Annotated in this window: 13 protein-coding genes and 2 pseudogenes; 10 read left to right on the top strand and 5 right to left on the bottom strand. The window is 69.2% G+C overall.

Annotated elements, in window-relative coordinates:
- Positions 1-167: 167 nt before the first annotated feature.
- Positions 168-1,196 (bottom strand): LacI family DNA-binding transcriptional regulator, encoded by a 1,029-nt coding sequence (locus ACFIF2_RS04600; protein WP_395571171.1) that lies wholly within the window; start codon positions 1,194-1,196, stop codon positions 168-170.
- Complete coding sequence (locus ACFIF2_RS04595) at positions 1,193-3,643, bottom strand: glycoside hydrolase family 2 protein (RefSeq protein WP_395571170.1); 2,451 nt, start codon at positions 3,641-3,643, stop codon at positions 1,193-1,195. Before ACFIF2_RS04595 ends, ACFIF2_RS04600 begins: the two co-directional genes overlap by 4 nt.
- 271 nt (positions 3,644-3,914) lie before the next feature.
- On the opposite strand from ACFIF2_RS04595, the gene ACFIF2_RS04590 reads away from it, so the two are divergent.
- The 3 genes from ACFIF2_RS04590 to ACFIF2_RS04580 all read left to right on the top strand — a co-directional run bounded on the left by ACFIF2_RS04590 (position 3,915) and on the right by ACFIF2_RS04580 (position 7,192).
- The gene (locus ACFIF2_RS04590) at positions 3,915-5,237 is read left to right on the top strand and encodes an ABC transporter substrate-binding protein (protein ID WP_395571169.1); all 1,323 of its coding nucleotides are present in this window, start codon (positions 3,915-3,917) and stop codon (positions 5,235-5,237) included.
- Between the two features lie 111 nt (positions 5,238-5,348).
- Positions 5,349-6,323 carry a carbohydrate ABC transporter permease gene (locus ACFIF2_RS04585; RefSeq protein WP_395571168.1) on the top strand — a complete coding sequence of 325 codons (975 nt, stop codon included), beginning with the start codon at positions 5,349-5,351 and terminating at the stop codon, positions 6,321-6,323.
- Positions 6,320-7,192: a carbohydrate ABC transporter permease gene (locus ACFIF2_RS04580; RefSeq protein ID WP_395571167.1), complete on the top strand. Its 873-nt coding sequence runs from the start codon at positions 6,320-6,322 to the stop codon at positions 7,190-7,192. Before ACFIF2_RS04585 ends, ACFIF2_RS04580 begins: the two co-directional genes overlap by 4 nt.
- A gap of 1,140 nt (positions 7,193-8,332) precedes the next feature.
- Here the strand turns inward: ACFIF2_RS04580 and ACFIF2_RS04575 are convergent.
- Positions 8,333-8,626: a hypothetical protein gene (locus ACFIF2_RS04575; protein WP_395571391.1), complete on the bottom strand. Its 294-nt coding sequence runs from the start codon at positions 8,624-8,626 to the stop codon at positions 8,333-8,335.
- 80 nt (positions 8,627-8,706) lie between these two features.
- Between ACFIF2_RS04575 and ACFIF2_RS04570 the strand changes: the two are divergent.
- The 5 genes and pseudogenes from ACFIF2_RS04570 to ACFIF2_RS04550 form a co-directional block, all read left to right on the top strand.
- Positions 8,707-8,985 (top strand): annotated as a pseudogene (locus tag ACFIF2_RS04570) (CoA-transferase); the annotation flags it as partial.
- 20 nt (positions 8,986-9,005) lie between these two features.
- Positions 9,006-9,541, top strand: a pseudogene (locus ACFIF2_RS04565) (3-oxoacid CoA-transferase subunit B).
- A gap of 660 nt (positions 9,542-10,201) precedes the next feature.
- On the top strand, positions 10,202-11,515 hold the full coding sequence (locus ACFIF2_RS04560; protein ID WP_395571166.1) for an NtaA/DmoA family FMN-dependent monooxygenase: 1,314 nt from the start codon (positions 10,202-10,204) through the stop codon (positions 11,513-11,515).
- Positions 11,515-12,027: a flavin reductase family protein gene (locus ACFIF2_RS04555; RefSeq protein WP_395571165.1), complete on the top strand. Its 513-nt coding sequence runs from the start codon at positions 11,515-11,517 to the stop codon at positions 12,025-12,027. Before ACFIF2_RS04560 ends, ACFIF2_RS04555 begins: the two co-directional genes overlap by 1 nt.
- Before the next feature lie 171 nt (positions 12,028-12,198).
- Positions 12,199-12,915 carry an NADPH-dependent F420 reductase gene (locus tag ACFIF2_RS04550; protein WP_395571164.1) on the top strand — a complete coding sequence of 239 codons (717 nt, stop codon included), beginning with the start codon at positions 12,199-12,201 and terminating at the stop codon, positions 12,913-12,915.
- A gap of 145 nt (positions 12,916-13,060) precedes the next feature.
- Here the strand turns inward: ACFIF2_RS04550 and ACFIF2_RS04545 are convergent, their stop codons facing one another.
- Both ACFIF2_RS04545 and ACFIF2_RS04540 read right to left on the bottom strand, forming a co-directional pair.
- On the bottom strand, positions 13,061-13,807 hold the full coding sequence (locus ACFIF2_RS04545; protein WP_395571163.1) for an NADPH-dependent F420 reductase: 747 nt from the start codon (positions 13,805-13,807) through the stop codon (positions 13,061-13,063).
- A gap of 164 nt (positions 13,808-13,971) precedes the next feature.
- On the bottom strand, positions 13,972-14,592 hold the full coding sequence (locus ACFIF2_RS04540) for a TetR/AcrR family transcriptional regulator (RefSeq protein WP_395571162.1): 621 nt from the start codon (positions 14,590-14,592) through the stop codon (positions 13,972-13,974).
- Positions 14,593-14,892: 300 nt separating this feature from the next.
- On the opposite strand from ACFIF2_RS04540, the gene ACFIF2_RS04535 reads away from it, so the two are divergent.
- On the top strand, positions 14,893-16,434 hold the full coding sequence (locus ACFIF2_RS04535; RefSeq protein ID WP_395571161.1) for a DHA2 family efflux MFS transporter permease subunit: 1,542 nt from the start codon (positions 14,893-14,895) through the stop codon (positions 16,432-16,434).
- Positions 16,435-16,603: 169 nt separating this feature from the next.
- A complete protein-coding gene (locus ACFIF2_RS04530; protein WP_395571160.1) occupies positions 16,604-17,302 on the top strand; it encodes a nitroreductase in 699 nt (232 codons plus the stop codon).
- The last annotated feature ends 181 nt before the right edge of the window (positions 17,303-17,483 follow it).

The raw sequence follows: 17,483 nt of genomic DNA, 5'->3' as shown, positions 1-17,483 counted from the left end.
AGCCGTGCGGCTCACGGGGCAGCTCTTCGCTCTCATTTGTAGTACCCCCGGGTGAAATTCCGCTGGAATTGCCGCGCTCCGGGTGGCATTTCCACAGCGAAGCTCTCGGTGACACGCGAAGGGGCGCGGCAGGACGCCGCGCCCCTGGACCGTCACTGCCCGCCGCTCTACGACGGGGGCGGCGCGGTCGACGCCCGCGGTACCAGCGAGGGCGTCGCGACGGGCCCGGAGGTCGCGTCGTGGCCCGCCAGCACCTCGAAGAGCACCCGTGCGACCTGCGCACCGAAGCCGTGCACGTCGTGACTCATCGCCGAGAGCGTCGGATGGGTGAGCCGGCACAACTGGGAGTCGTCCCAAGCCAGCAGTGACAGGTCGTCCGGCACGGAGACGCCCATCTCGGCGGCGACACCGAGTCCGGCGACCGCCATGATGTCGTTGTCGTAGAGGATCGCCGTGGGCCGCTCGGCGGACAGCAGCAGGGAGCGGGTGGCCCGCGCACCGTCCTCGCCCGAGAAGGCCGTCTCGACGTGCGGACCGCCCTCGAGGCCGAGTGCGCTCATGGTCCGTTCGAACGCGCTCGTCCGGATGGCGCTGTGACCGAGCCCTCGGGGACCGCCCACGTGCGCGATGCGCCGGTGCCCCAGCACCGCCAGGTAACGCACCGCCTCGGCGACGGCCGCGTCGTCGTCGGTCCACACCGACGGAAACCCGCCGGTGAGGGTGGGGTGGCCGACCGCCACGGCCGGGAGACCGATGCGCCGCAGCGGGGCGATCCGCGGATCCTCCTGGTGGAAGTCGACGAGGATCGAGCCCCCTATCTGCCGCTCCCGCCACCAGCGTTCCTGCAGCCCGATCTCCTCCTCCAGCGAGCCGACCAGGCGCAGCAGCAACGAGCAGTCGCGCTCGGCCAGCACGCTCTCGATGCCGGAGACGAACTCCATGTAGAACGGCTCCAGGCCGAGCAGCCGGGCGGGCCGGCAGATCGCCAGCCCCACGGTGTCGACGGACTGCCGCGACAGACTGCGGGCCGACGAGTTCGGGGCCCAGCCCAGTTGCCGGGCCGCCGCGAAGATCCGCTCCCGGGTGGCGTCGGAGACCCCCGGCTTGTCGTTGAACGCCAGGGACACGGCTCCCTTGGAGACGCCGGCCGCCGCGGCGACGTCCTTGATCGTGACGCGGACGGACGGTGCGCTCACGCCGGTTCCACGCAGAACAGTGCCGCCCGGACGGCATTGGCCCCGGTGTCGGTCGCACCCGTGACCCGCAGGCGGAGTTGTTCGCCGGGGAGGAGGGTGCGCAGTCCGGTGTCGCAGACCGCGTCCGGCCCGAGCCGGTCGGCCTGCAGGAGGAGGTCGCGTACGAGGGTGTGTGCGGTTACCACGACCTCGACATTACCCGTCCCGGCACCCATCGGGGACTCCACGGCCACGTCGTAGTGCGGGACCGGATAGGTGAACTCGCGGTCCGTCACGGGCAGGTGCACGCTGCGCAGATCCTCGCTGTCCGCGACGAGGAACTCCTTGGCGGATCCCTGGGCGGGGGCCAGGTCCTGCGGCACGGTCCGGCGGTGCACCGCGCGGGCGGCGACGGTCACGTCGATCACGTGCTCGGCCACCTCGGTACCGTCCGCCCGCAGGCGTCGCAGTCTGATGTGTGCCTGCCAGGGCTCGGCGGACTGGTTGACGATGGCGAGCACGGGGAGGCCGTCGTCGCCGTCGCCCGGCTGGAGCGTGAGGAGGCGGTCCGCGTAGACCCGGCGCAGCTCGTGGTAGAGCGGCTTGAGGCGGCCGTCGCCGTCGATGGCCGCCCAGGAGCTGACCGGCCAGCAGTCGTTGATCTGCCAGACGATGGTCCCGGCGCACACGGGCCAGTGCGAGCGCCAGTGCTCGATCCCGGTGGCGATCGCGCGGGCCTGCACGACCTGGGTGAGGTAGTGCCAGCGGTCGAAGTCGTCCTCGGGCAGCACGAAGTGGCGCTCCACGCCCCGGTTCAGCTTGCCGTTGCCGTCCTCGGCCTTCTGGTGGTGCAGCATGCCGGGCGAGTCGGGCGCGAGCCGTTCGCCCGGCAGCGCGCGCCGCAGGGTCGCCATCGCGGGCGGCGCCTGCCAGCCGAACTCGGAGACGAAGCGGGGCACCGAGTCGCGGTATTCGGCGTAGTCGCGGCGGTTCCAGACCTCCCACGAGTGGTGGGTGCCGTGGGCCGGGTCGTTGGGGTGGTGGTCCCAGGAGCCGGACCAGGGGCTGCCCGCGGTGTAGGGGCGGGTGGGGTCGAGTTCCGCGACGATCCGCGGGAGCAGGTCCAGGTAGTAGCCGCCGCCCCAGGAGTCGCCGCGCAGTTCGGGCTCCCAGTCCCAGTCGCGGAAGCCCCAGAGGTTCTCGTTGTTGCCGTTCCACAGCACGAGCGAGGGGTGGGGCATCAGTCGGACAACGTTGTCGCGGGCCTCGGCCTCGACCTCTGCGCGCAGCGGCTGCTCCTCGGGGTAGGCGGCGCAGGCGAAGAGGAAGTCCTGCCAGACCATGAGGCCCATCTCGTCGCAGGCGTCGTAGAAGGCGTCGTCCTCGTAGATGCCGCCGCCCCAGATCCGCACCAGGTCCACGCCCGCGTCGGCCGTCTGACGCAGCCGCGTGCGGTAACGCTCGGGTGTGACGCGGGAGGGGAAGACGTCGTCGGGGATCCAGTTGACCCCTCGGGCGAAGATCCGTACGCCGTTGACGACGAGGGTGAAACCGGTGCCGTGCTCGTCCGCGGAACGGTCCAGTTCCACGGTCCGGAAGCCGATCCGCCGGTGCCAGGAGTCGAGGGGCCGCTCTTCGGCGCCCGGACCTGCAGCTTCCTCGGTGAGCTCGAGTTTCAGGTCGTACAGGGGCTGGTCACCGTATCCGCGAGGCCACCAAAGGGCAGCGTCGGGCACCTCCATCGTCAGTACGGCGTGCCTCCCCTCCACCACGCCGCGCGCCTCGGCCAGGCCGTCCCCGACGGCGGCACGTACGGTGAGCGGGCGGGCCGTCCCCTGCGCGGTCCGCTCGATCTCGATGCGTACCTCGACGCGGCCCGTGCCGTCGTGGACCGTCACCAGAGGGCGTACGTCGGCCAGCCGGGCCGTTGACCAGCGTTCCAGCCGGACCGGGCGCCATATCCCTGCAGTCACCAGGGTGGGACCCCAGTCCCAGCCGAAGCTGCAGGCCATCTTGCGGATGTACTGGAACGGCTCCGGGTAGACGTTGGGGCGCTCCCCCGTCAGCGCCCGCACCGAGGCCGCCTCGTCGTAGGCGGAGGCGAAGTCCACCTCCAGGCGCCCGTGGCGACCGGTGACATCGAAGCGGTAGCGCCGGTGCATGTTCCTGGTGCGGCCCAGCTCCCGTCCGTCCAGGGTGATGGTCGCGGCGGTGTCGAGTCCGTCGAAGACCAGGTCGGTCCGCTCGTGCTCCTCCCCGGTGGTGTCGGAGGCCGGCAGGTCGCGGGCGTAGGTCCAGGCCCGCTGTCCGACCCAGGCAACAGCGGGTTCGTTGACGCCGAGGAAGGGGTCCGGGATCAGCCCGGCCGCGAGCAGATCGGTGTGGACGCAGCCGGGGACCTGGGCGGGCAGCAGGTTGTCGCTGTAGCTCAGGCTCCAGCCCTCGGTGAGCGGGAGGACTTCCTTCATGTACGGCTCCTTCGGCGGGACGGGCCCGGTGTCGTATGAACGCGGCTCAACCTAACCCCACAGAAGTAAACCGGTCTAGCCCTCCTTCCTTGCCAGGAGTCCACGCCGAAGCACAGTTGGCGCATCAATAGCCCGACTCGGCCTCTCACCTCAGGTAACGATTGAGTATCGCGAAGGTTTGGGCAGCTTTACCGGTTCACGAGTGCCTGACATAGTCGCCGTCAACCACCACCGGAGCCCGAGCCGTAATCCTTGGAAAGGAGCTGGGCACATGGGGAAGAGGACGCTGAGCGTCGCACTGCTTGCCACCGCGATGATGACCGTCGCGGGGTGCAGCGGAGGGGGAAGCGCGGACGCCGGCGAGACCGCCGCCGCGCCGGTGAACCCGGACGGCGTCTCGGGGGACATCACCGTGCTCACCAATCGCACCGACCTTGTAGAGGACGGGACGATGAAGAAGTACGCCGCCGAGTTCAACAGAACCTACCCCGACGTGAAGGTCGAGTTCGAGGGCCTCACCGACTACGAGGGCGAGGTGAAGATCCGCATGAACACGGAGGACTACGGCGACGTCCTGCTCATCCCGTCGGCGGTCGCCAAGGGCGACTATCCCAAGTTTTTCGCGCCGCTCGGCGAGACCTCCTCGATGAAGCCCACCTACCGCTTCACCGACAAGACCGACGTCGGCGGCAAGACCTACGGCATCGCCACCTTCGGAACCGCCAACGGCCTGGCCTACAACAAGGCGTTGTGGAAGAAGGCCGGGATCACCGACTGGCCCACCACCACCGACCAGTTCCTCGCCGACCTCAAGGCCGTCAAGGACAAGACGGGGGCGACCCCGTACTACACCAACTTCAAGGACGGCTGGCCGCTGGAGAGCCCCTGGACCAACAGCGTCGGCTCCATCAGCTGCGACACCCAGGGCCACGACAAGCTCGCCGACATGGACAAGCCTTGGGCCAAGGGCAACGACCTCAACACCCTTGACACCCTGCTCTACGACATCGTCCATCAGAAGCTGTCGGAGAAGGACCCGGCCACCACCAACTGGGAGAGCTCCAAGACCCTCCTGGCCAAGGGCAAGGTGGGCAGCATGGTGCTCGGCTCCTGGGCCATCAACCAGATGCGGGACGCGGCCGAGAAGGCCGGCCAGAACCCCGACGACATCGGCTTCATGCCCCTCCCGGCCCAGAAGGACGGCACGTTCTGCTCCACCCTGGTCTCCGACTACCAGCAGGCCGTCAACATCCACTCCGACCACAAGGAAGCCGCCCGGGCGTGGATCGACTGGTTCACCGAGAAGTCCGGCTACGCGGCCAAGGAAGGCGCCGTCTCCGCCCTGAAGTCCGAGGGGATGCCGGAGACCCTCAAGGACTACGTTGACAACGATGTCAAGATGATTGAGCGTTCCGCGGCACGGACGGCCGAGGTCGACGCCATCGACAACGCCTCCGAGATCGGACTCAACAAGCCGGACTACCGCAAGAAGCTCATCGACATGGCCCGCGGTGTCACGGACGGAACACTCGAGGGCTACTTCGACGACCTGAACAAGCGCTGGTCCGAGGCCAGGCAGACCGTCGGCTCCTGACCCCGGCACCCGTCTGAACCCCGCACCCGCCGGGTCCCCTCCCCGCCTCCCCGGAGAACGGGACCCGGCGCCCAGTGCCCTCAGCGGACGACGAAAGGCCCTGGCTCCGCAATGACCCGAACCGCTTCCACCGCTTCACCGCCCAACCCGGCCGCCGGGACGGGCCCGACCGGCGAGCAACCCACCCGGCATCGCGCGCGGGCCGACGCGTCGTGGCGCGACCGGCCGCTGCGCAAACTCACCCCGTGGCTGTTCCTGCTGGCCCCCCTCGCCCTGCTGATCACGTTCACCTACGTGCCGGTGGGCAACATGATCTACTACAGCTTCACCGACTGGGACGGCGTCAGCCCCACCCGCAACTACGTCGGCACGGAGAACTACACCGAGATCTTCACCCGGCCCGAGCTGTTCCGGGTGTTCGCGGTGAGTTTCTACTACCTGGCGGCGTCCGTCGTTCAGATCGTCATCGCCCTGTACTTCGCCGCCGTCCTCAGTTTCGACTTGCGCTTCAGGAACCTGTTCAAGGGCATCCTGTTCTTCCCATACCTGATCAACGGCGTCGCCATCGGCTTCGTCTTCCTGTACTTCTTCCAGGACGGCGGCACGCTCGACTCGGTCCTGTCCTGGTTCGGCGCCGACACCGACCACGCCTGGCTGGGCTCTCCGGAGTCCGCCAACACCTCCATGGCCGGCGTGTCCGTGTGGCGCTTCACCGGCCTCAACTTCGTGCTGTTCCTCGGCGCGATCCAGTCGATCCCCGGTGAACTCTACGAGGCCGCCCAACTGGACGGCGCGAGCCGCTGGAAGCAGTTCCGGCACATCATCGCCCCGAGCATCCGCCCGGTGCTGAGCCTGAGCGTCATCCTGGCGATCTCCGGCTCGCTCTCCGTCTTCGAGATCCCGTACATCATGACCGGCGGCGCGACGGAAACCTCTACGTTCGTCATCCAGACGGTGAAGTACGCCTTCCAGTTCAACAAGACCGGCCTGGCCTCGGCCTGCGCGGTGGTGCTGCTGGCGATCATCCTGCTGATCACCTGGATCCAGCGCCGCCTCGTGCCCGACGAGAAGGTGGACCTCGTATGACCCTCACCGCCCCGACCCGCCGCGCGCAGGAGCAGACGCGCCGCCGCCCGCGCGTCAGCACCGCCCTGACGTACCTGTCGCTGGTCGTCGCCTCACTCGTGGTGCTGCTGCCGCTCACCGTGGTCTTCCTGACCTCGCTGAAGTCCTACGAGGAGATCTCCGACGGCCAGGGCGCGCTGGCCCTGCCGGACGACTGGCTCAACTTCTCGAACTACGCCACGGCGTTCAACGACGGCCACATGCTGCAGGCTTTCGGCAACACGGCCTTCATCCTGCTGTTCTCCATCACCGGCACGGTGATCATCGGCTCGATGACCGCGTACGCGATCGACCGCTTCGAGTTCCGCTTCAAGAAGCTCGTCATGGCTCTCTTCCTGATCGCCACGCTGGTGCCCGCCGTGACGACGCAGGTGGCCACCTTCCAGGTGGTCAACAGCTTCGGGCTGTTCAACACCCGGTGGGCCCCGATCCTGTTGTACATGGGCACGGACATCGTGGCCATCTACATCTTCCTGCAGTTCATCCGCGGAATCCCCAGGTCCCTCGACGAGGCGGCACGGCTCGACGGCGCCAACTCCTTCACCATCTACCGGAAGATCATCTTCCCGCTGCTGAAGCCGGCTATCGCGACGGTGGTCATCATCAAGGGCATCACCACGTACAACGACTTCTACATCCCGTTCCTTTACATGCCCAAAGAGGATCTCGGAACCATGTCGACGGCCCTGTTCCGGTTCAAGGGGCCGTTCGGGGCGCACTGGGAGAACATCTCCGCGGGAGCCGTCCTCGTCATCGTGCCGACCCTGGTGGTCTTCCTGTTCCTCCAGCGCTACATCTACAACGGCTTCGCCCAGGGGGCCACCAAATAGCGAAGCCCCCGCCGCGTCGGATCTGCCGGACGAGGCGTTCGGGCGTACTGAAGGCGACGTCGGAACCGCCCGCGCCGCAAGGGCGACCAGAAACCTTCGAAGAGGCGCAGCCGGCTCCCGCAGGGGACGGCCGTGGCATGAAGTCGTCGGCTGTACAGACCAGCGTCTCAACGGGACCTGGTCCGCGACCGTTGCCCCTGACCGGTCGCAGACCAGGCACTCGTGCGTGGCATGTGATCGGTTCTCGTTCCGAGGGGAACCGATCCGGCCAAGATACGGCGGAACCTCGGACAGGCAACGGTTGGACGGCGGGCGGAGCCGGCCGGGATCGGCTGGAAGTGGCCGTTGTTTCACACGCGCGGTGGCATGCCGGGGGAGGCACTCCGCCGGGCGTCTCGCCCTCCCCCACCGCTTGAGCACCGGGGACGTGACGCGCTGACGACCGCCGGGCCCACGATGGTCGGGGGCCTCGCCGAACTCAAGTACGTCCGCTGGGTGAAGGCCCGGCCGCTCCGGACACCACCAGGTGGCACCACCGGACACCCGTGTACGCCGGAGCCGAACCGCGCTTCGAAGACGGAATCGCTGTCGGCCCGCCCCCGGAACGGGCCCGGGCCAACCGGTAGCGAACCCGTCGTCCAATCCGGGTGCCGCAAGGCTCTCTCCGGACTCCGCTGGGCCCGCTCGCACAGGAATGGGGCAATGGCCGGAATGGACATGCCCCGCAGTGACGACGTCACGGTCGTCGGACAGGGCGACGGAGTGGCGCTCTTGCTGCCGCGCGATTTCGAGTGTGACCGGAACATGTGGCGCCTGGCCGTGCCGGCCTCGCGAAGCGGCACCGCGTGGTGCTGTTCGGCTACGTCGGCTCCGACGGATCGGACCTGTCGGCCTGGAGCCGCGAGCGGTACTCGTCCCTGGAGGGTTACGCCCGCGACGCAGCGGAGGTCTGCGAGGCACTCGACCTGGAACGGGCCGTGCTCGTCGGGCACTCTGTCAGCGCCATGGCCGGGGCGCCGGCGGCACGCGCCGGCAGAGCCACTCCCGACTCCTCACCAGGACCGGGCGGTGTGGCCGGGGAGGGCAGCGCGAACCTCCTCGCCCTCCCGGCAGGCCGGCGGCCCCGCTGCGAAACGCCGGTCAGCCGCGCGTGCTGCCCGACGTCGCACCGCCCGGCGGGTACCCGGGGGGGGCTGCGACCCCCCGGCCGCCGGGCGGCTGACCGGCGCCGCCGCGGGTGGGCTGAGTGTCGGTGTCGACACCGACATCCAGCTTCGCGACATAGCCGGAGCCCGCGTCGCCGGACACGGTGGGCACCTGCAGCTTCCAGTCCCCCTCGCCGAAGATGTCGTCGTCGGAGACACGGGTGCCGACGCCGGCCATGTTCTCGCTGGACCCGAAGCAGCCGTCGAGGCCGTAGGCCTTGCCCAGCATGTCGGCCGGAAAGGCGAGCTGAGAGGTGGCGACGACGTTGGCGACGTCCGTCGCGGAGTCGACGTCGGGGTAGACCTCACGTCATGGAGGAGGGCATCACCACGGACTACGCCCTGGTCCGGGCCTGGCGCGGCGACCGTCACGGCAATGTGGTCTTCCGTCGCGCCGCCGCCAATTTCAACCCGCTCACCGCGACGGCCGGTCGGATCACGATCGCCGAGGTCGCAGAACTCGTCGAACCCGGCGAGCTGGATCCGGACACCATCCACCTTCCGGGCATCTTCGTGCAGAGAGTCATCCGGCTCACTCCAGAACAAGCCGCCGCCAAGCACATCGAGAAGAGGACGGTACGTTCCTGACGGCATGGACCCGCGACCAGATGGCCGCCCGCGCCGCCGCCGAGCTCACCGACGGCTCCTACGTCAACCTCGGCACCGGCCCGTACCCGACGGAGGACAAGGTCGACCCCGACCTGATCAACGCCGGCAAGGAGACGGTCACCGTGCTGCCCGGCGCCTCCTTCTTCGACTCCGCCCTCTCCTTCGGCATGATCCGCGGCGGCCACATCGACACCGCCGTCCTCGGTGCCATGCAGGTCTCCGCCTCAGGCGACCTGGCCAACTGGATGATCCCCGGGAAGATGGTCAAGGGCATGGGCGGTGCCATGGACCTGGTCCACGGCGCCCGACGGTGATCGTCCTCATGGAGCACATCGCGAAGGACGGTTCCCCGAAGGTCCTCAAGGACTGCACCCTCCCACTCACCGGCGAACGGTGCGTCCATCGCATCATCACCGACCTCGGCGTCCTCGACATCACCGATGCCGGCCTCGCTCTGATCGAAACGGCGCTCGGGGTCACCGTCGAGGAGCTGGTATCCCACACCGAAGCCCCGATCCACAGGGTCGCCTGCTGAACCGTCGCGCTCGATCGGAACCCGCCGTGCCGGGATGCGGTGAGGATGTCCCGCCGGCCACCTTCATGGGAGGGCACGCCGTGCCGTACACGTTTCCCGTCGACCCCGCAGAGCTCAGCTACACAACCGTCCCATCGCCTCCGGCACACCAACGTGCTCCGACCACAGCCGGATGACTTCGTCCGAACCGGCGCCCAACCCAAAGCACGGTCTGACTGGACTCCACACCGCCGCCGCCTTCATCTGGTCAATGAGACGAGTCGGAATCGCCGGCACGATGACCATGCGAACGATGAAGGTTATGACTGTTGGCGGGTCTCACCCGCCGGGGTCCCATACGTTCTCCGCTGCCACCTCCAGGACACTTTCGGCGGCCCCCCTTCCGGCACCGCACGCCGCGGCCCTCCGGCTGACTCGCAAGCGTCGGCGATCGAGTCCAGGGACACCACTGCCCGCCACCCTCGCCACTCGGGCCCAGAGGGACGTCGTTGGCCTGTACACCCAGGACTCCTGCATCTCGGCTGCTCCCTTCTTGGCCGGCCTGGCCGCTTTGACAATACGGAGGAAGTCTCCGTATCGTCGGAGCCTAATCGGAGATGCTCTCCGTTTTATGTCTCATCTGGAGGGCCAGTCGTGTCAAGCCGTCAGATGCTCCTGTGCATGCAGTTCACCAGCGGCTACGGAGCCGAACCCGGGGCGTGGCGTCTTCCTGGGGCGAACCTGCGCAGCTATACGGACATGGACCAGTTCGTGCGGTACGCGCAGACAGCCGAGCGAGGCAAGATTCAGCTGCTGTTCTTCGCGGACACTCCGGTTCTGGATGTGGACCTCGAACAACAGGTCCCGCATTTCGCGATCGATCCGTTGCTGGTCATGACGTCCATCGCGCGGGAGACGGAGCGGATCGGGCTGGTCTCCACCGCCTCCACCACCTTCAACGAGCCCTACAACCTCGCCCGCCAGTTCAAGGCGCTGGACGTGATCAGCCACGGCCGGGCCGGCTGGAACGCGGTCACCACCTCCGACCCCGCCGCCGCGGCGAATTTCGGCCGCGCTGTCCCGCCGCGGGCTGAGAAGTACGAGCGGGCCCACGAGGTCGTGCAGATCGTGCAGGCGCTGTGGGGCAGCTGGCAGAAGGACGCCTGGGTTCTGGACGTGGACGGCAAGCGGTTCGCCGACATGGACAAGATCCAGCCGGTGAATCTCCAGGGCCGCCACGTCGCCTCCCGCGGCCCACTGCCCATCCCGCCCTCCGAGCAGGGCCAGCCGGTCATCTTCCAGGCGGGCGGCGGCAGCCACGGCCTGGAGCTGGCCGGCCGCTACGCCGACGGCGTCTACGCCAACCCCTACACCATCGAGGACGGCCGGGCCCAGCGCCAGGCACTGCGCGATGCCGCCGAGCGCGCCGGACGCGACCCGGACGAGGTGAAGATGTTCGCCGGCTTCATGCCGGCCATCGCCGCCTCCCGCCGGGCCGCCCTCGACCGGCGGCGGTTCCTGGACGAGTCCGTGGACCTGCGCCAACGCGTCCGCTACCTCGGCGCCATGATCGGCCTGCCGCTCGACCACGGGCAGATCGACGAGCCGCTGACCGCGGGCCAGCTGGCCGACGCCGTACCCAGCCCGCACGACCCGCGCTCCGCCCGCGCCCTTCAGGTGGCACGGGAGGGCTGGACCCTGCGTGACGTACTCGCCCACGGCGTCATCGACTACCACCCGGTCGTGGCCGGCACCGCCGAGGACGTGGCCGACCACATGCAGCAGTGGTTCGAGGCCGGGGCCTGCGACGGCTTCTCCCTGGCCATCGACGGCTACCACGACGGCGTCGACGCCTTCGTCGACCAGGTCGTCCCCCTCCTGCAGGAACGCGGCCTGTTCCACCTCGACTACGAAGGCCCCACCCTGCGCGACCACCTCCACGCCCGCGAGCAGTACGGTCTCGACACGCGCGTCTCGGAAACGGCTGCCCGGTGATGTCCACCAGCGCGTCTCTGCGATCCGGCGCCACGGCGCAGCAGGCGTTCCGGGACGTCATGGCCGCCGTGGCGTCTCCGGTCGCCGTGGTCACCGCCCTGGACGACGGCCGCCCGCACGGCACCACGGTCAGCGCCTTCGCGTCCCTGTCCCTGACGCCGCCCATGGTGCTGGTGTCGCTGGACCAACGCTCGCGTCTGCTGGCGGTTGTCCGCCGCAGCGGCCGCTTCGGCGTCAACGTCCTCGGTGCGCACCAGGCCGATCTGGCCTCCGTCTTCGCCCGCTCCGCACCCGACAAGTTCGACGGAATCGACTGGGCGCCGAGCGGGGAACTGCCACGGCTGCCGGGCGCCGCCGCATGGATCGCCGCCGAGGTGGCCGACTGCGTCGACGCCGGCGACCACACCGTCCTGCTCGCCCACGTGACGGCCGCGGAGCCGGGCGAGGGATCCCTGAGACCGCTCACGTATCACCGGCGTTCCTTCGGCACCCACACACCGCTGACCCAGTGACCGTGCGGCACGTCGAGGAAGGCATGGGATACAGGGCCTGATCGCGGGCCCTGGGCATGGGGCGGCGCTGCGTGCCCTGCTGCGTCCAGCACGCAGCGCCGCGGACGATCATCACCGAGAACCTGACCGGACCGCTCGGTACCGGGCACACCAACGAAGCAAGGAGCAACGATGCCGACCCTGGGAATCATCGGAAGCGGCAACATCGGGGCCGCGATCGCACGACTGGCGGTGGCCGCGGACATCGACGTGGTGATCGCCAACTCACGCGGCCCCGAAAGCCTGACAGATCTCGTCGGGGAACTGGGGCCGCGTGCCACGGCCGGCACCCTCGAAGAGGCCGCCCGCGCCGGAGAGGCGACCGTACTCAGCATTCCCCTGACCGCGTACCACGACCTGCCCGCCGGCCTCCTGACGGGCAGGACCGTGCTGGACACCGGCAACTACTATCCGCACCGCGACGGCCGGATCGCCGAACTCGACTCCGATGAAGTGACCACGGCCGAGCTGGAGCAGCAGCTCCTGTCCGGCGCGCTGCTGGTCAAGGCGTTCAACAACATCCTGGCCCACCACATCCCCCAGCTGGCTCGGCCCGCCGGAGCTCCGGACCGTAGCGCCCTGCCCATCGCCGGCAACGACCCCGACGCGAAGGTCCGGGCGGCCGAGCTGATCGGTCGGCTCGGCTTCGACACGGTGGACGCCGGCACCCTGGACGAGAGCTGGCGCTTCGAGCCCGAGGCCGGCGCCTACACCCACATCTACCTGGCAGATCCCGATGTGCCGACCGAGCGCATCATGCAGGCCCCTGCGGCGCCGCTGCCCGCCGGCAAGCTCCAGGAGGCGCTGCGGACGGCCCAGCGGGTGAAGGTGGCCGCGCGCACCTTCTGACAGCGCGTATCCGGGCAGCGCCGTAACACCTTGCGCCGCCCCCATACCTTGGCCCCGACGTCGCCGACGTCGGGGCCAAGGTATGGGGAGTGGGAGGCGTGCTGCTCGACGGTCGACGTGCGAGTCGGGGCACCCCCGGAGGGGCTCACATGAACAGGGCCCGGTTCAGGCGGACGCCGTACTCCGCGTCGGGGTTGGTCCGGGCGTCCCCGACCCTTTCCTGGATCGCGGCGACGGAAAGGTCGCGCCGCTTGGGCAGGCGCTCGGCCTCCGCGGCCGCCAGCGCACCCGGCATCTCCTCGCGGGTGAGGTCGGTGCAGTAGCACGGCGCACCCGGCTGCTGCCGCCACGAGTCCGCGAGCGTTCCGGCGTCGAAGGCGTCGAACCCGGTGTCCTCGACCAGTGCCATGGCCACCTGACGGTCCCGATCACGGTCGGCGGCGACGGGGATGGCGATACGGCCGGGGCTCCCCGCGGGCCTGCCCTTGCCTGCGAACGAGTGGGAACCGATCGCGTTCCACGCCTTGGCGATCGGCCGGCCCAGCTGTTCGGTAACCCACAGGCTCTCGACCTGACCGGCGTCGATGGCCTCGATCCGGCTGTCCCGCGCCGGGTAGTAGTTCGACGTGTCGATGACGACCGTGTCGGCCGGCACGTCGGCGATCAGTGACGCGACCTGCGGAAGACGGTGCAAGGGAATCGAGAGGATCACGACGTCGACGTCCTCGACGGCTTCCGCCGCCGTCACCGCGCGCCCGCCCGTGGAGAGGACGTCAGCCTCGATCGTGTGCGGGCCGCGCGAGTTGGCCACCTTCACCTGATGCCCTGCCGCGGCCAGCCGCTGGGTCAGCGTCTTCCCGATATGCCCTACGCCCAGAATGCCAATCTTCACGATGTTTCTCCTTGCCTCGAGTTCGGTCGCGAGGGGCCGCCGACGCCGCGTCCGCGGTGTCCCAGTGGCAGCCCAGCCCGCAGGCCGCGCGCCCGACGGGGCGTCCAGCGGTGAGCTCTCGGGAGAGCCCCCCGCGCGCAATGGCGCCACGCTTGTGCCTGCGGTTACGCGGGGTCTTCGCCGCTCCCGGGAGCTGTTCCCGTCGCGGGCGTCTCCCACCCGGTGCGCATGAGGGAAACGAGCGCGTCGGGGGAAGATTCGTCGGCCATGGCAGCGCCACGGGCCCAGGCGGTGGCCAGCGTGCTGAGAAACAGGTCGCGTCCCCGCACCCAGGGCTTGGCGCCGCCGTCTCGCTGGGCGGGGCGGAGGAAGTCCTCGGTGGTCGTGATGAATCCCTGACAGGTGATCGCCAGCGGGGACGCGTCTTCGGTCAGTGCGGCCCGCAGGGGTTCGGGCAGGCCGTCGAAGGCGGTCACCCATTCACTCAGTGCCTGAAGCCACTGGGCGAGCGCGGCGCGGGAGTCGGTCACCTCGCGCCGGATGGCGTCCCGTCGGGCCTCCAGTTCTTCGTCGCGGGCCTGCAGCAGGGCAGCCAGCAGCGCCTCCCGGTTGGGGAAGTGCCGGTAGAGGGTGCCCGGACCGACACCGGCCCGCTTGGCGATGGCGTCCATGGAGCCGGTGATGCCCTGCTCGGCGAAGAACTCTTCAGCGACCTCGAGGATGTGCGTGCGGTTGCGCTGCTTGTCCGTCCGCTGCCGACGCTCGCCGGTGGCTGCCTCACCCATGTCGTTGCACCTCCCGTTGACAATGCGGAGACCGTCTCCGTATCGTCTCCGTGAAACGGAGACTATCTCCTTATCGGTTCCGATGCTACCGCCGGCCTCGGCAGGCATCCGCTGCTCCCAGGGCAGCCCGGCGCGGCACACAGGCGTTCCGTGCCGACGGCCACCGGGGCGGCACACCCCACGCGACAGCTCCCCGGCCGAGGCCCCACCGGGTTGGGCTTGTGCAGCCGGACCCCACCGGCGCGCACCGACGGCATGGAACGCGTACAGCCCTACACCCAGCATCACGGAAGAGATCACATGTCCCCCGACAAGACTCCGGCGCCGACCGCCGCAGACGCACCGCCACCGACCCGCAACGACGACAGACTGGCCTCCCAAGACGTCCTCGTCATCGGGATCCTGATGGTCTCCGCGTTCACCGTCCTGCTGAACGAGATGCTGCTGGGAGTCGCACTCCCCACCCTGATCACCGATCTCGACATCACTCCCACCACGGGACAGTGGCTCACGACGGGTTATCTGCTGACCCTGGCGATCCTCATCCCGGCCACCGGCTTCCTCCTACGGAGGTTCACCCTCCGTACGATCTTCCTCGGCTCGCTGTCCCTGTTCACCCTGGGCACGGCGATCGCCGCCGTCGCCCCCGGGTTCGGCGTGCTGTTCACCGGACGCATCATCCAGGCGGCGGGCACTGCCGCCCTGATGCCCCTGCTGATGGCCACGACGATGCGCCTGGTGCCCCCGCACCGGCGAGGCCGGACGATGGCACTGGTCACCGGTCTGACCGCGGTGGCACCCGCGGTCGGCCCGGCGGTGTCCGGCCTGGTGATCTCCCAGCTCAGCTGGCGGTGGCTGTTCATCCTGGTCCTGCCCGTCGTCCTGGCCGGGCTGGCCCTGGGCGCCGCCAAGCTGCGCAACATCACCACTCCGGAACCGGTCAGGCTGGACGTGCTGTCCCTCGTCCTGTCCGCCATCGGATTCGGCGCCCTCGTCTACGGCCTGTCCACCATCGGCGAGTCGGCCTCCGGCCACGCACCGATAGCCCCCTACATCCCGATCATCATCGGGCTTCTCGCCCTGGCGGTCTTCGTCCGTCGGCAGACCGTGCTGCAGCGCAGCGACAACGCCTTCCTCGACATGAGGATCTTCCGCACCCCGTCGTTCACCGTGCCGCTGCTGGTCATGCTCGTCGTCGCGCTGGTCGGCTTCGGCACCACGATGGTCCTGCCGCTGGTCCTCACCAACGTCGCGGGCCTGACGACGCTCCAGATCGGCCTCTTCCTGGTCCCCGGCGGAGCCCTGATCGCCCTCGTCTCGGCCCTCGGCGGACGCATCTACGACCGCTACGGACCGCGCCCCCTGGCCATCCCCGGATCGATCATCTGGACGGGCTCCCTGTGGTTCCTGAGCCGAGCCGACGAGAACACCGGAGTCGCAGCGCTCCTGGCCGCCTACCTCGTCCTGTCGGCCTCCCAGGCCCTCATGTGGGCACCGATGACGACGGCCGCGCTGTCCTCGCTGCGCACCGAGCTCTACCCGCACGGTACCGCGGCGTTCAACACCGCCCAGCAGCTGGCCGGCGGCGCAGGCGGCGCTGTCCTGATCTCGGCCTACACCATCGGCTCCCACGCCAAGGACGCGGGAGCACTGAACCTGGCCCAGTCCGTCTCGGCGGCACAAGCCGCCTTCACGACGGCGGCGGTCATCGGCTGCCTCGCGATCGTCGGCACCCTCTGGGTCCGCAGAACCGCAGCCACCCCCCAGCCGCCGGCGTCTCCACCGAGCAACGTTCCCGTCAATGCCACCGCAGTGTCGACAGTGTCGTCGGCCACGGACTGACAACCCCGGCGCAGGCGCCGACACACCGGCGAGGAACCGCCAGACGCCACGCTTCGCCGCTCTCACCTCCACGCCCACGCTCGAGGAGACCGTGGAACCAACCACTCCCCTCGCCACTGACACGCCCGCCCCTCCGGCCACCCCGAGCCGCCCTCTGGAAAGGAACCTCTTGTCCACCACCGCCTCCCTGTTCACCGAACTCGTACGCGTCAGACACTCCCCGCGGCAGTTCCGGCCGACGCCGCTGTCCCCTGCGGACATCCGCGGCGTCCTGGAGGATGCGCAGACCGCCCCCTCGAACAGCAACACCCAGCCCTGGACGGTGCACGTAGTCTCGGGTGCCGCCCGGGACGCCTTGAGCAAGGAACTGCTCAAGGCGTACGAAGACGGCCGGGACTCGGCGGACTTCACCGGCGACTACGGCGACGGCGTCTACCTCGAGCGGTCCTATCAGCACGGCGCCCGTGTCTACGGGGCGCGGGGCATAGCGCGCTCCGACATGGAGGGCAGGAACGAAGTGATCCGCGAGAACCTGCGTTTCTACGATGCGCCCCACGTCGCCCTGCTCTTCATGCCACAACTCGGCGACGGGGTCCGGACGGCCGGTGACATCGGCATGTACGCCCAGAACTTCCTGCTCTCGCTGACCGCACGAGGCTTCCACGGCATCCCGCAGGCCGTCCTCGGCGTGTACGCCGACACGGTCCGGGCGTCGCTGGGCGTCCGAGACGACCTCAAGCTGCTCTTCGGCATCTCCTTCGGCATCGGCGACAAGACGTCACCGATGTACGACATCGGCATGGGACGCATCCCGCTGCAACAGAGTGTGGTCCTGCACGACACCCCCGGAGTCCTCGACGAGCAATAGCTGTTTCCCTCACGAGGCGGGCCCGGGGCGGGGAAGTAGGTGGTGTCTGCTGGGGCGTAGGCCGCTGCTACGGGGGTGGACGGCAGGCAGCCCTTCCCGGAGTCACAGTGCCGGCGCCCTACCGGGTGGGCCGCACCATCGCCCCCGGTGAGCGGAAACATCTCGAACCGGGGCCGGGTCA

It is taken from the genome of Streptomyces sp. BK79, from assembly GCF_044142145.1.
Classification (GTDB): domain Bacteria; phylum Actinomycetota; class Actinomycetes; order Streptomycetales; family Streptomycetaceae; genus Streptomyces.
Note: the sequence above shows the minus strand (reverse complement) of the source record. Positions and strands in the feature narration are given on the sequence as shown.

Excerpts from the sequence above, each read along its gene's own strand:
- ACFIF2_RS04595 (WP_395571170.1), bottom strand. The coding sequence starts at position 3,643 with ATGAAGGAAGTCCTCCCGCTCACCGAGGGCTGGAGCCTGAGCTACAGC.
- ACFIF2_RS04590 (WP_395571169.1), top strand. The coding sequence starts at position 3,915 with ATGGGGAAGAGGACGCTGAGCGTCGCACTGCTTGCCACCGCGATGATG.
- ACFIF2_RS04585 (WP_395571168.1), top strand. The coding sequence starts at position 5,349 with ATGACCCGAACCGCTTCCACCGCTTCACCGCCCAACCCGGCCGCCGGG.
- ACFIF2_RS04580 (WP_395571167.1), top strand. The coding sequence starts at position 6,320 with ATGACCCTCACCGCCCCGACCCGCCGCGCGCAGGAGCAGACGCGCCGC.
- ACFIF2_RS04575 (WP_395571391.1), bottom strand. The coding sequence starts at position 8,626 with ATGCTGGGCAAGGCCTACGGCCTCGACGGCTGCTTCGGGTCCAGCGAG.
- ACFIF2_RS04560 (WP_395571166.1), top strand. The coding sequence starts at position 10,202 with ATGCAGTTCACCAGCGGCTACGGAGCCGAACCCGGGGCGTGGCGTCTT.
- ACFIF2_RS04555 (WP_395571165.1), top strand. The coding sequence starts at position 11,515 with ATGTCCACCAGCGCGTCTCTGCGATCCGGCGCCACGGCGCAGCAGGCG.
- ACFIF2_RS04550 (WP_395571164.1), top strand. The coding sequence starts at position 12,199 with ATGCCGACCCTGGGAATCATCGGAAGCGGCAACATCGGGGCCGCGATC.
- ACFIF2_RS04540 (WP_395571162.1), bottom strand. The coding sequence starts at position 14,592 with ATGGGTGAGGCAGCCACCGGCGAGCGTCGGCAGCGGACGGACAAGCAG.
- ACFIF2_RS04535 (WP_395571161.1), top strand. The coding sequence starts at position 14,893 with ATGTCCCCCGACAAGACTCCGGCGCCGACCGCCGCAGACGCACCGCCA.